This is a genomic window from Bradyrhizobium australafricanum (assembly GCF_020329495.1).
GTDB lineage: Bacteria > Pseudomonadota > Alphaproteobacteria > Rhizobiales > Xanthobacteraceae > Bradyrhizobium > Bradyrhizobium australafricanum.
On the sequence record NZ_JAGKJL010000034.1, the window covers coordinates 1 to 12,449 of the forward strand.

Below are 12,449 nucleotides of genomic sequence, written 5' to 3' on the forward strand. Positions count from 1 at the left end.
TGGTGCTGCGCAAGAAGCTGTCGCGCAAACAAGTGCTGGAGTTCTTCGCCAAATTGCCGCCGACCGTGATCGGGATGGAGGCCTGCGGGGCTTCGCAACATTGGGCGCGTCAGCTTTCCAAGCTCGGTCACGAGGTGAAGCTGATGGCACCGCAATTGGTTAAACCCTACGTGATGCGGAACAAGAATGACGGGCGGGATGCAGAAGGCCTGTGTGAAGCGATGAGCCGGCCGAGCATGCGCTTCGTGCCGGTGAAGACGGCCGAGCAGCAGGCTGCGCTGATGCTGATGGGTGTCCGCGACGGATTGATCGTCCGGCGCACCCAGCTGACCAATACGATACGCGGCCATGCGGCGGAGTATGGCCTGATCGCACCCAAGGGACTGGACGCGATCGAGCCACTGCTGGCGCGGATTGCGCAGGACGAGACGCTTCCGGTTCTGGCGCGCGAGCTGTTTGTGGTGCTGGGCCGGGAGCGCGCCAGGCTCGAGGGTGAGTTGGAGGCGGTTGAGGCCAAGCTGATGGCCTGGCACCGCGGCGATGCCACGGGCCGGCGCCTGGCTGAGATCCCCTCGGTCGGTCCGATCGTTGCAACCGCGCTGGTGATGAAGACACCTGATCCGCACGCGTTCCGTTCTGGTCGTCATTTTGCGGCCTGGCTGGATTGACACCCAAGGACCACTCCACCGCCGGCAGGACCAGGCTTGGCAAGATCACGCGGGCTGGCGATGAGAACTTGCGCCGTCTGCTGGTGGTCGGGGCCACAGCGGTGATCCAGCAGGCCAGGCGGGGACGCGGTCATCACTCGCGCTGGCTGCTGGCCCTGATCAAGCGCAAGCCGCCGAAGCTTGCGGCCGTGGCGCTCGCCAACAAAGTGGCCCGTATCGCCTGGAAGTTGATGGCGACGGGCGAGAGTTACGAGGCGGCACGGATCAAGCCCATGACAGCCGCGGCCTAATCGATTGGCCGGCCGGCGGGCTCGCTCGTCAGCCGACCCGGAGCTGCAGGAGCAGATGGAGCGATCGATCGAGCAACGATGCGAGACAGTCCGCAGGACCCATCGGCCGCCAACAGGCCGCGTGGTTGTTTGGAACTCGCATCGCGCAAACCATCTTGGCCAGCGATCCATTCGATCGCACCCAACAGGCCGGACATATGGATGCAAGCGATCCGATCTCACCAAACAGCTCTTGTGCCACGGGGGCCGTCCACATATGAGTCCTGGCTTTCGCCAGGACGACGAATGGAGAGAGCCCCGCTCATAGGCGCCCCTCCATCCCGCGACGCCCCTCACGACAACTTCCGCCGGCTCCGCGAACGCAACTGCTCGTCGGCCTCCAGACGGGCCATCGCGAATAGGCGCTCGAGGACTTCGAATTTGTGGCGCTGGGCGAGTTTGGCGAGTTCGGTCGCCGCCGCTGCGATCAGGACCAGGGCGTCGTCCGGGCCGCCCTCCCCAGTCGTCTCGTCGCCGGCCGGTCGCCGCCCGCCGGACGCCTTGCGCTTCCGGCCGCCCCCTGTGCTGCCAAAAAGGCCTAATCCGATTCCTACGCTATATATAAAGAGATAAGCCCTTTCCGGCCGCAACTCTAGGACGCATTTTGCAACCCCTGGGATAGAAACTCCACAGCTTGGCGCCTCCCTTCAATATCTGGCGATTTGACAGGGACCGCCCCAGCACCCATGTTCGCCCCGACACGGCGGGCCGCGAGTCTAGCGGAATCCGTCTTCAAGTTTTCCCGTAAGCTATTGGAATGACATGAATATCGTCATTGTGGAGTCGCCGGCCAAGGCCAAGACGATCAACAAATATCTGGGGTCCTCCTACGAGGTCCTGGCGTCGTTCGGCCATGTTCGCGACCTCCCGGCCAAGAATGGTTCCGTCGATCCCGACGCCAATTTCCAGATGATCTGGGAGGTCGATGCCAAGGCCGCGAGCCGGCTCAACGACATCGCCAAGGCGCTCAAGGGGGCCGACCGTCTGATCCTCGCAACCGACCCTGATCGCGAGGGCGAGGCGATCTCCTGGCACGTGCTGGAGGTGATGAAGGAGAAGCGCGCGCTGAAGGACCAGAAGGTCGAGCGCGTGGTGTTCAACGCCATCACCAAGCAGGCCGTCTCCGAGGCGATGAAGGCGCCGCGCCAGATCGATGGCGCGCTGGTCGACGCCTATATGGCGCGTCGTGCGCTGGACTATCTGGTCGGCTTCACCCTCTCCCCGGTGCTGTGGCGCAAGCTACCCGGCGCCCGCTCCGCCGGCCGCGTGCAGTCGGTCGCGCTGCGGCTGGTCTGCGACCGCGAGCTCGAGATCGAGAAGTTCGTGCCGAAGGAGTACTGGTCGCTGGTCGCGACGCTGCTGACGCCGCGCGGCGATGCCTTCGAGGCGCGGCTGGTCGGCGCCGACGGCAAGAAGATCGCACGGCTCGACATCGGCTCCGGCGCGGAAGCCGAGGATTTCAAGAAGGCGATCGAGGCCGCGCTGTTCAAGGTCGCGACCGTCGAGGCCAAGCCGGCGCGGCGCAATCCGCAGGCGCCCTTCACCACCTCGACCCTGCAGCAGGAAGCGAGCCGCAAGCTCGGCTTCGCGCCGGCGCACACCATGCGCATCGCGCAGCGGCTCTATGAGGGCATCGACATCGGCGGCGAGACCACCGGCCTCATCACCTATATGCGAACCGACGGCGTGCAGATCGCGCCCGAAGCGATCACGCAGGCGCGCAAGGTGATCGGCGAGGACTATGGCAACGCCTACGTGCCGGACGCCCCGCGCCAGTACCAGGCCAAGGCCAAGAACGCGCAGGAAGCCCACGAAGCGATCCGCCCGACCGATCTGTCGCGTCGCCCGGCGACCATCGGCCGAAGACTCGATGCCGATCAGGCGCGGCTTTATGAATTGATCTGGAAGCGCACCATTGCGAGCCAGATGGAGTCGGCCGAACTCGAGCGCACCACCGTCGACATCGAGGCCAAGGCCGGCTCCCGCGTGCTGGAATTGCGCGCCTCCGGCCAGGTCATCAAGTTCGATGGTTTCCTTGCGCTCTATCAGGAAAGCCGCGACGACGAGGAGGACGAGGATTCGCGCCGCCTGCCCGCGATGAGCGAGGGCGAGGCCGTGAAGCGCCAGAGCCTTGCCGTCACCCAGCATTTCACCGAGCCGCCGCCGCGCTTCTCGGAAGCATCATTGGTGAAGCGGATGGAGGAGCTCGGCATCGGCCGCCCCTCGACCTACGCCTCGATCCTGCAGGTCCTGAAGGACCGCGGCTACGTCAAGCTCGAGAAGAAGCGGCTGCACGGCGAAGACAAGGGCCGCGTCGTGGTCGCGTTCCTGGAGAACTTCTTCTCGCGCTACGTCGAATACGACTTCACCGCCGATCTCGAGGAGCAGCTCGACCGCATCTCCAACAATGAGATCGCCTGGCAGCAGGTGTTGCAGGACTTTTGGCGCGGCTTCATCGGCGCGGTCAACGACATCAAGGACCTGCGCGTCGCCGAGGTACTCGACGCGCTCGACGAGATGCTCGGCCCGCACATCTATCCGCCGCGCGCGGACGGCGGCGATGTCAGGCAATGCCCGACCTGCGGCACCGGCCGGCTCAACCTCAAGGCCGGCAAGTTCGGCGCCTTCGTCGGCTGCTCGAATTATCCGGAATGCCGCTACACAAGGCCGCTCGCGGCCGACAGCGCCGAAAGCGCCGACCGCGTGCTCGGCACCGATCCCGACACCGGCTTCGATGTCACGGTGAAGGCCGGCCGCTTCGGTCCCTACATCCAGCTCGGCGAGCAGAAGGATTACGCCGAAGGCGAGAAGCCGAAGCGCGCGGGCATTCCGAAAGGCACCTCGCCGGCCGATGTCGATCTCGAACTGGCGCTGAAGCTGTTGTCGCTGCCGCGCGAGATCGGCAAGCATCCGGAAACCGGGCAGCCGATCACCGCCGGCCTCGGCCGGTTCGGGCCGTTCGTCAAGCACGAGAAGACCTATGCCAGCCTCGAGGCCGGCGACGAGGTGTTCGACATCGGGTTGAACCGCGCCGTCACGCTGATCGCGGAGAAGATTGCCAAGGGCCCGAGCGGCCGCCGCTTCGGCGCCGACCCCGGCAAGCCGCTCGGCGATCATCCGACGCTCGGCGCGGTCGCGCTGAAGAACGGCCGCTACGGTGCCTATGTCGCGGCCGGCGGCGTCAACGCGACGATCCCGAGCGACCGCACGCCCGACCAGATCACGCTCGCGGAGGCAATCGCGCTGATCGACGAGCGCGCGGCCAAGGGCGGCGGCAAGAAGGCCAAGAAGGCGAAGGCGGAAAAGCCTGCCAAGGCCACGAAGGCCAAGGCAGCAAAGGCTGAAGATGGCGACGCCGACGCCAAGCCCGCCAAGAAGGCTGCGTCGAAGAAAGCCGCGGCGAAGCCGAAGACGGATGCGACCAGCAAGGCGCGCGCGCCGGTCGCCTCCGGTGCCAAGACGTCGCCTGCGAAATCATCGGCACCAGCGAAAGCGCCCGCGAAGAAAAGCGCCGGCAAGGCACGAGGATAAGTGAAACGAAAACCCGACCATGGCTTTCCGGGCCGGGATGCCATCGTCGCCTTCATCCGCGCCAATCCAGGCAAGGTCGGCACCCGCGAGATCGCGCGCGAGTTCGGCCTGAAGAACGCCGACCGCGTCGAGCTGAAGCGGATCCTCCGCGAGCTCGCTGACGACGGCACGATTGCCAAGCGCGGCCGCAAGATCCACGAGCCGGCGGCGCTGCCGCCGACCCTGCTCGCCGACATCACCGGCCGCGACAGCGACGGCGAGCTGATCGCCACGCCCGCCGAGTGGGACTCGGACGAGAACGGCACCGCCCCGAAAATCCGTATCGAGACGCCGCGGCGGCCGAAGCCCGGCACCACCGCCGGCGTCGGCGACCGCGCACTGCTGCGCGTCGAAGTCACGGACGAGCAAGACGGCACGCCCTATCGCGGCCGCGTCATCAAGGTGATCGATCACGGGCGCACGCGGATCCTCGGCATCTTCCGCCGCAATCCCGATGGCGGCGGGCGCCTGATCCCGGTCGACAAGAAGCAGGCCGGCCGCGAGCTCAACATCGCCAAGGCCGACAGCGGCGGCGCCGAGGACGGCGATCTCATCAGCGTCGACCTGATCCGCACCCGCGGCTATGGGCTGGCCTCCGCCCGCGTCAAGGAGCGGCTCGGCTCGATTGCCAGTGAAAAGGCGATCAGCCTGATCGCGATCAACACCCACGATATCCCGCAGGTGTTCTCGTCATCCGCGCTGCGCGAGGCTGAAGACGCCAAGCCCGCAACCTTGCAGGGCCGCGAGGACTGGCGTGACGTGCCGCTCGTCACCATCGATCCGCCGGATGCCAAGGATCACGACGACGCGGTGCATGCGGAAGTCGATCCCGATCCCAACAACAAGGGCGGCTTCATCGTCCATGTCGCGATCGCCGACGTCGCCTACTATGTGCGGCCCGGCTCGGCGCTTGACCGCGACGCCCTGCAGCGCGGCAACTCGGTGTATTTCCCTGATCGCGTCGTGCCGATGCTGCCCGAGCGTATCTCCAACGATCTCTGCTCGCTGGTGCCGGGCGAGCCGCGCGGCGCGCTCGCGGTGCGCATGGTGATCGGCGCCGACGGCCGCAAGCGCTCGCATACCTTCCACCGCGTGCTGATGCGTTCGGCCGCAAAGCTCCATTACGCGCAGGCGCAGGCCGCGATCGACGGCAGGCCCGATGACACGACGGGCCCCATCCTCGATCCGATCCTCAAACCGCTGTGGTCGGCCTATGAGCTCGTCAAGCTTGCACGCAACGAGCGTGATCCGCTCGATCTCGATCTGCCCGAGCGCAAGATCCTGCTGAAGCCGGATGGCACCGTCGATCGCGTGATCGTGCCGCAGCGGCTCGACGCGCACCGGCTGATCGAGGAGTTCATGATCCTCGCCAACGTCGCCGCGGCCGAGATGCTGGAGAAGAAGGCGCTGCCGCTGATCTACCGCGTGCACGACGAGCCGAGTCAGGAGAAGGTGCACAACCTGCAGGAATTCCTCAAGACGCTCGACCTGCCCTTCACCAAGCAGGGCGCGCTGCGTCCCACGCAATTCAACCGCGTGCTGGCGCAGGTTGCGGGCGAGGACTACGAACCGCTGGTCAACGAGGTGGTGCTGCGTTCGCAGGCGCAGGCCGAATACTCCGCCGAGAACTACGGCCATTTCGGCTTGAACCTGCGCCGCTACGCGCACTTCACCTCGCCGATCCGTCGCTATGCCGATCTGATCGTGCATCGCGCGCTGATCCGCGCGCTCGGGCTTGGCGAAGGCGCCTTGCCGACCGATGAAACCGTGGAGACGCTCGCCGAGATCGCCGCGCAGATTTCCGTCACCGAGCGCCGCGCGATGAAGGCGGAGCGCGAGACCACCGACCGGCTGATCGCACATTTCCTTGCCGATAAGGTCGGCGCCTCGTTTCAGGGCCGCATTTCCGGCGTGACGCGATCCGGCCTGTTCGTGAAGCTCGACGACACCGGCGCCGACGGTCTGATCCCGATCCGCACCGTCGGCAGCGAATATTTCAACTACGACGAAACCCGCCACGCGCTGATCGGCACGCGCAGCGGCACCATGTATCGGCTCGGCGACGTCGTCGATGTGCGTCTGGTGGAAGCCGCGCCGATAGCCGGCGCGCTGCGATTTGAGTTATTATCCGATGGTCAGGCAATTCCGCGCGGCAGAAAACGCGACAGCGTAAGGGCCGAGCGCCGTGCCGCCGGATTTGACAAGGGACCAAAACGATCAGGCAAGAAGGCGCACAAGGAGCGGAAATCGCGCAAGAAGGATCGCAAGCCGGCGCAGCAGAAGTCCGGCAAATCGAAGCGAGGCAAGTCATGGAAGTGACACCACCGACAGTGGTCTGGACTCGCGAGGCGGCCGAGCCCGAGAAGCGCGACGTGTGGAGCGCGATGAAGCGCGGGTTCCGCTGCCGCTGTCCGCGCTGCGGAAAAGGCAGACTGTTCCGCAAGTTTCTCAAATGCGACGGCCATTGCCCGGTCTGCGACCTCGACTTCACGCCGCATCGCGCGGACGATCTGCCTGCCTATCTCGTCATCGTTATCGTCGGCCATATCGTGGTACCGATGGCGCTGTGGATCGAGACCAATTATTCGCCGCCGGTGTGGCTGCAACTTGCGATCTATCTGCCGTTCACGCTGTTCGCATCGCTGGCGCTGTTGCAGCCGGTGAAGGGAGCCGTGATCGGCTTGCAATGGGCCCTGCGCATGCATGGCTTTGACGAGAATCCCCCTAGCGACATCCCGCCGGTCTAGCTAAACCGGGCCGCAAGAAGAAATGAAAGGGATGAAATGACTGAAGCTGCCGCGCCCGCCGCTGTCGTCCACCAGGGCGAAAAAGAAGCCGACCATCATGCGTATTTCCGGCCGAAGGATGCGGCGACGCTGATCCTGATCGATCGCTCCGGCGCCAAGCCGAAGGTGCTGGTCGGCAAGCGTCACGACAAGGTCGTGTTCATGCCCGGCAAATTCGTTTTCCCCGGCGGCCGCGTCGACAAGGCCGACAATCGCGTGCCGGTCGCAGCGCCGATCACGCCGGAGCTCGAAGCCAATCTGTTGAAGGGCAGCCCGAAGATCACGCCCGGCCGCGCGCGTGCGCTTGCCAACGCCGCGATCCGCGAGGCCTGCGAAGAGACCGGGCTCTGCCTCGGCCGCAAGGTCGAGAAGCGGCACAAGCTCGACGGGCCCTGGGCGCCGTTCGCCGATGCAGGTCTGTTGCCTGATCCGTCCGGCCTGTTCCTGATCGCGCGCGCGATCACCCCGCCCGGCCGCGTCCGCCGCTTCGACACGCGCTTCTTCACTGCCGACGCCTCGACCATCGCGCATCGTGTCGAGGGCGTGGTGCATGCCGATGCCGAGCTGGTCGAGCTGGTCTGGGTCGAGATCGGCTCCGAGCCGCTCGCCGACGCGCATGCCATGACCAAGAACGTGCTCGCCGAGCTCGACCGCCGTCTCGCCACCGGACCGCTCCGCCACGACGCGCCGGTGCCGTTCTTCCATTTCTACGGCGGCAAGATGCAGAAGGACGTGCTGGGGGCGTAGTATGATCCTCGTCATTCCGAGGCGATGCGCAGCATCGAACCCGGAATCCCGAGATTGCGGCGCGAGATTCCGGTTCATCGCTGCGCGATGCCCCGGAATGACACTGTCGAGAGAGCTGCCAAAAACAAAATAATCTTCCCGATGGCGCGCCGCGAAACGCCTCCCTATCTGTTCCGCTAACGACATCAAGGACGGAACGGGCAATGGCGAAGCGTCAACTCAAGCTCGGCGCGTTCATGCGGCCGATCAGCATTCACACCGGTGCCTGGCGCTATCCCGGGGCCTGGCCCGACGCCAATTTCAACTTCGACCACATCAAGACGCTGATCCGCAAGCTCGAGGCCGGCAGGTTCGACGCCTTCTTCATGGCCGACCATCTGGCCGTGCTGAACATGCCGATCAACGCGCTGAAGCGCAGCCACACCGTGACCTCGTTCGAGCCGTTCACCCTGCTGTCGGCACTCGCCGCCGTGACGGAGAATATCGGCCTGATCGCGACCGGTTCGACCACCTTCGACGAGCCCTATCACGTCGCGCGGCGCTTCGCCTCGCTCGACCACATCTCGGGCGGCCGCGCCGGCTGGAATATCGTCACCACATCCAATCCGGACGCGGCGCTGAATTTCGGCCTCGACGATCACATGGAGCACGCCGAGCGCTACAGGCGCGCCCGCGAGTTCTACGACGTCGTCACCGGCCTGTGGGATTCCTTCGCCGACGATGCGTTCGTGCGCGATGTCGAGTCCGGGCTGTTCGTCGATCCCGACAAGATGCATGTGCTCAATCACAAGGGCAAATATCTCTCGGTCCGTGGGCCGCTGAACATCGCCCGCCCCGTGCAGGGCTGGCCTGTCATCGTGCAGGCCGGCGCTTCCGATGACGGCAGGCAGCTTGCGGCCGAGACCGCGGAAGCCGTGTTCACCGGCGGCGGCAGCCTGGCCGACGGACAGAAGCTCTATGCCGACATCAAGGGCCGCATGGAGAAGATCGGCCGCGATCCCGAACATCTGAAGATCCTGCCCGGCGCCTTCGTCGTCGTCGGCGACAGCGTTGAGGAAGCCAAGGAGAAGCGCGCACTGCTCGACAGCCGCGTGCATTACGACAGCGCGATCGCCTCACTGTCGGTGATCCTCGGCACCGATGCGTCCGGCTTTGATCCTGACGGACAGTTGCCGCCGATCCCCGAAACCAATGCCAGCAAGAGCAGCCGGCAGCGCCTTGTCGATGTCGCGGCGCGCGACAAGCTCACCGTGCGTCAGCTCGCGCAGCGCGTCGGCGGCTATGGCGGGCTCGCCTTCGTCGGCACGCCGCAGACCATCGCCGACCAGATGGAGGAATGGTTGACCGGCCGGGGCAGCGACGGCTTCAACATCATGTTCCCCTATCTGCCGCAGGGCCTGTTCGAGTTCGTCGATAAGGTGGTGCCGGAACTGCAAAAGCGCGGGATTTTCCGCACAGAGTATGAGGGGCGGACCTTGCGCGAGAATTTGGGCCTGCCGCGGCCGAAAAATCAGTTCTTCGAGGGGTAATAGGCCCGGAATCGGGGTGATCTTGGCTCAGAAATCCTTGACTTTGGGCTGTTTCTGGCTAGTTTCCCGGCCAAACGCGGGCCGATTTGGCCGGCTCCCGAATTCCCCCGATTTTCGAGGTTTTGCACATGGCCAAGGCGGTCACCATCAAGGTCAAGCTCGTGTCGACGGCCGACACCGGCTTCTATTACGTTGCCAAGAAGAATTCGCGCACCATGACCGACAAGCTGGTCAAGAAGAAGTACGACCCGGTCGCGCGCAAGCACGTCGAGTTCAAGGAAGCCAAGATCAAGTAAGATCGGCTGCTTCCGACGTTTCAAACGGGGCCCTCGCGGCCCCGTTTTTGCTTTCTAGGCTTGCGTCATCCCTCATGATTCCCGGAGCAGTCCCGGGCGCAGGGCTCAGATGATCGCAACCTTGGACGAGGGAAACGTCGGCGGCTACTCGGTCGCTTACGGCCGCGAGGACATCTACTTTCCGGTCTATGTCACGGCAGCCCTCGCCGCGATCTTCCTGACCGCGACCTGGATCACGGGCGCGATCTATTGGCTGGCGCCGGCAGCGGCAGCGGGCGGCTTCACCTATTACAACATCCCCCTGCTGGAGGCTGGTCGTCCGACGATCGGGGCCAACCAGTACGGCATCTTCATCCAGGCCTTCGGGCTGATCCGCTGGCGCGCCATCACGCGCATCGACCTCGTCGAGATCGCTGAGCGCGCGATGACGGTTCACGAGTTGCAGATCGCGCTTAACGGACCGCTCGGCAGCGCGCTGGTGGCCGATTGGCGCAAGCGGCCGGCCTACCGGCTGTTGATGCGCCTGCCGTGGCGCATGGACCATCGTGGCGTAGTTCGCGTCAATTTGGAGCCATTCGACCGGACGCCCGACGAGATCCACCGGACGTTCCTCAGGATGTGGCGTTACTACCGGAGCTAACCCTTGAACGCCTCGTCACGCAGATGCGCGTCTGCGATCTCTGCATCCGGATTGTGTGTGATCGTCATGAACCAAATGAGGCTGAAGAACAGCGACCACGCTGTGTTCCAATAGAACCAGTTCATCGGATCACCTCGAACAGCTTAAATCCGCGCCAGCGGGCGAAGATCGCCAGCTGCGCGGAATGCCGCCAAAGTCTACTGCACGACCTCGCCGTGCAGTGCCAAATCCAACCCTTCGCGCTCGATGTCCCGCGTCACGCGAAGCCCGACGAAGAGATTGATCACGAACAGGATGATCAGGCTCACCACAGCATCATACACGAAAACCGTCGCAACGCCGATGCATTGATTGAGGAACTGCCCGGGATTTCCTTCCAGAACACCTGCCGTTCCGCCATACTGCTCGACCGCGAACACCCCGGTCAGCAGCGCCCCGACGATGCCGCCAAGGGCATGGACACCGAAGCAGTCCAGCGCATCATCGTAGCTGAACATGCGCTTCAAGCCGGTGCATCCCCAGTAGCAGCAGACGCCGGCGGCGATGCCGATCGCGAAAGCGCCGACCGGCCCGACGAAGCCGGAGGCCGGCGTGATCGCGACGAGGCCCGCCACGGCACCCGAGCAGATGCCGACCACGGTCGGCTTGCCCTTCAACGCCCATTCCACCAGCATCCAGGTGAAGCCTGCCACAGCCGTTGCGATCTGGGTCACCAGCATGGCCATGCCCGCCTGCATTCCGGCCGTGACGGCGGAGCCGGCATTGAAGCCGAACCAGCCGACCCACAGCAGCGAGGCGCCGATGAAGGTCAGCACCATGTTGTGCGCCGGTCCGGTCTCGCTACGCTTTCCGAGCATGATCGCGCACATCAGGCCGGCCACGCCGGCATTGATGTGCACAACGGTGCCGCCGGCGAAATCGAGAACCTTGACATACGCAGCGTCGTTACCCGCCGAGAAGATCCCGTCAGGGCCCCAGACCCAGTGCGCGATCGGCGCATAGACGAAGATCGCCCACAGCCCGATGAACCAGAGCATCGCGGAGAACTTCATCCGCTCGGCAAAAGCGCCGGCGATCAGCGCCGGCGTGATGATGGCGAACGTCATCTGGAAGCAGATGTAAACGGACTCGGGGATCGTCGCAGCGAGCGGATTGGGATTGCCGATGCCACCCTTGCCGATGTCGCTCAGGATGTCCTTGAGGAACAGGCGATCGAGTCCGCCGATGAACGGCGTGCCGGCACGAAACGCCAGACTGTAGGTGAGGACGGCAAACAGGATCGTGACCAGGCAGGTGACCGCGAAGCTGGTCATCACGGTATCGCCGACATTCTTCTTGCGCACCATGCCGCCATAGAACAGGCCGAGCCCCGGGATCGTCATCATCAGGACGAGCGCGACTGACGTGAGCATCCAGGCGGTGTCGCCGGAATTCGGCGTGCACTTCTCGAGAATCTTGCCGCCACAGGCAGGCGGCGCCGCCGCATCCTCGGCCAGCGCGAGCTCGCTGAACAGCAGGCAAAGGAACGCCACGCCCAACAAGGCAACCACGATTCTCACGAGCTTCTGGCGCGTGTGTGTCGCAGACTCCATCATCGACCTCCCATCACAAGAGAAATGCTGGCGTTCGGAATGGGCGCGGCGCGTTCGCAGCGTGAGCGCCGAAGGACAGCGCGCGTCCGGCTATCGGGATGTCTCGAAGTGCCGCGGTGCGGGTGGCGGGATGCAGCGAAGTCGCAGCGGCATCAGGCCCGACGCAGGGCACAAGGGCCTCCTGCTCGGCGGCGCGGCAAAGGCCGTGGTGCGCGGATGGCTGGAGAATGACGGCGACTAGCCCCATCGCGGCCAGCCCTTCCCAAAGTCCCCAGGCCGGAACCCTCAGCGA

9 protein-coding genes and 1 pseudogene are annotated in these 12,449 nt (G+C 64.9%); 8 read left to right on the forward strand and 2 right to left on the reverse strand.

Going from position 1 to position 12,449, the window contains the following annotated elements:
• Positions 1-74 precede the first annotated feature (74 nt).
• From J6525_RS26875 to J6525_RS26910, 8 genes and pseudogenes are all read left to right on the forward strand, one after another.
• A pseudogene (locus tag J6525_RS26875) lies at positions 75-958 on the forward strand (IS110 family RNA-guided transposase).
• Between the two features lie 801 nt (positions 959-1,759).
• On the forward strand, positions 1,760-4,528 hold the full coding sequence (gene topA / locus J6525_RS26880; protein WP_225646920.1) for a type I DNA topoisomerase: 2,769 nt from the start codon (positions 1,760-1,762) through the stop codon (positions 4,526-4,528).
• Positions 4,529-6,886, forward strand: coding sequence for a ribonuclease R (rnr, locus tag J6525_RS26885; protein ID WP_225646921.1), 2,358 nt, complete (start codon positions 4,529-4,531; stop codon positions 6,884-6,886).
• On the forward strand, positions 6,877-7,314 hold the full coding sequence (locus tag J6525_RS26890) for a DUF983 domain-containing protein (RefSeq protein ID WP_018271985.1): 438 nt from the start codon (positions 6,877-6,879) through the stop codon (positions 7,312-7,314). The genes rnr and J6525_RS26890 overlap by 10 nt, the downstream gene beginning before the upstream one ends.
• A 36-nt stretch (positions 7,315-7,350) precedes the next feature.
• On the forward strand, positions 7,351-8,100 hold the full coding sequence (locus J6525_RS26895) for an NUDIX hydrolase (RefSeq protein ID WP_225646922.1): 750 nt from the start codon (positions 7,351-7,353) through the stop codon (positions 8,098-8,100).
• Positions 8,101-8,303: 203 nt separating this feature from the next.
• Positions 8,304-9,629 carry an LLM class flavin-dependent oxidoreductase gene (locus tag J6525_RS26900; protein WP_225646923.1) on the forward strand — a complete coding sequence of 442 codons (1,326 nt, stop codon included), beginning with the start codon at positions 8,304-8,306 and terminating at the stop codon, positions 9,627-9,629.
• 128 nt (positions 9,630-9,757) lie between these two features.
• On the forward strand, positions 9,758-9,925 hold the full coding sequence (gene rpmG / locus J6525_RS26905) for a 50S ribosomal protein L33 (RefSeq protein ID WP_018271988.1): 168 nt from the start codon (positions 9,758-9,760) through the stop codon (positions 9,923-9,925).
• Positions 9,926-10,034: 109 nt separating this feature from the next.
• The gene (locus tag J6525_RS26910; protein WP_076834482.1) at positions 10,035-10,565 is read left to right on the forward strand and encodes a hypothetical protein; all 531 of its coding nucleotides are present in this window, start codon (positions 10,035-10,037) and stop codon (positions 10,563-10,565) included.
• Here J6525_RS26910 and J6525_RS47005 read toward each other — a convergent pair.
• Positions 10,562-10,690 (reverse strand): hypothetical protein, encoded by a 129-nt coding sequence (locus tag J6525_RS47005; protein ID WP_256527872.1) that lies wholly within the window; start codon positions 10,688-10,690, stop codon positions 10,562-10,564. The genes J6525_RS26910 and J6525_RS47005 overlap by 4 nt on opposite strands.
• 72 nt (positions 10,691-10,762) lie before the next feature.
• The gene (locus tag J6525_RS26915; protein ID WP_283848647.1) at positions 10,763-12,160 is read right to left on the reverse strand and encodes an ammonium transporter; all 1,398 of its coding nucleotides are present in this window, start codon (positions 12,158-12,160) and stop codon (positions 10,763-10,765) included.
• Positions 12,161-12,449 lie beyond the last annotated feature (289 nt).

Bases quoted from the DNA above. Each gene is read 5' to 3' on its own strand.
- topA (WP_225646920.1), top strand. From the start codon at position 1,760: ATGAATATCGTCATTGTGGAGTCGCCGGCCAAGGCCAAGACGATCAAC.
- J6525_RS26890 (WP_018271985.1), top strand. From the start codon at position 6,877: ATGGAAGTGACACCACCGACAGTGGTCTGGACTCGCGAGGCGGCCGAG.
- J6525_RS26895 (WP_225646922.1), top strand. From the start codon at position 7,351: ATGACTGAAGCTGCCGCGCCCGCCGCTGTCGTCCACCAGGGCGAAAAA.
- J6525_RS26900 (WP_225646923.1), top strand. From the start codon at position 8,304: ATGGCGAAGCGTCAACTCAAGCTCGGCGCGTTCATGCGGCCGATCAGC.
- rpmG (WP_018271988.1), top strand. From the start codon at position 9,758: ATGGCCAAGGCGGTCACCATCAAGGTCAAGCTCGTGTCGACGGCCGAC.
- J6525_RS26910 (WP_076834482.1), top strand. From the start codon at position 10,035: ATGATCGCAACCTTGGACGAGGGAAACGTCGGCGGCTACTCGGTCGCT.
- J6525_RS47005 (WP_256527872.1), bottom strand. From the start codon at position 10,690: ATGAACTGGTTCTATTGGAACACAGCGTGGTCGCTGTTCTTCAGCCTC.
- J6525_RS26915 (WP_283848647.1), bottom strand. From the start codon at position 12,160: ATGATGGAGTCTGCGACACACACGCGCCAGAAGCTCGTGAGAATCGTG.